The following is a 367-nucleotide window of genomic DNA, read 5'->3' on the forward strand; positions in this document are numbered from 1 at the left end:
GGGGGAGACCATGACCAGGTTCACCCGGGCGTAAACCTCGCTGGAGGGGATGGCCACGCCGGAGTTCAAGTGGCCCACCACGCCCAGGATGTCGGGGTCGTTGATGATGCGGTTGGCGTTGGCCACGCCCACGTCGGGGTTGGCCTGGTCGTCGTAGGGCACCAGGACCAGGTCAAAGCCCAGGGCCTTGAACTTGGCCTTGGCCTCCTCGATGGCCAGCTCCGCCCCCAGCTTGATCTGCTCCCCCAGGGCAGCCTGAGGTCCCGAGAGAGGCGACTGGGTGGCGATCTTGATGACGTTGGCCTGGCCTAGGGCCATGCCCAGGGCGGCCACACCTGCTACCAGCAAGCCGATTTTCCTCATACGC

General features: G+C 65.9%; 1 protein-coding gene. It reads right to left on the bottom strand.

Going from position 1 to position 367, the window contains the following annotated elements; all coding sequences use genetic code 11:
- Positions 1-367 (bottom strand): ABC transporter substrate-binding protein (locus tag EMN46_RS19475; protein WP_229130459.1); only part of this gene is annotated, 367 nt, incomplete at both ends.

The organism is Ancylomarina sp. 16SWW S1-10-2, assembly GCF_009669305.1.
In the GTDB taxonomy this organism is placed as follows: Bacteria; Bacteroidota; Bacteroidia; order Bacteroidales; family Marinifilaceae; genus Ancylomarina.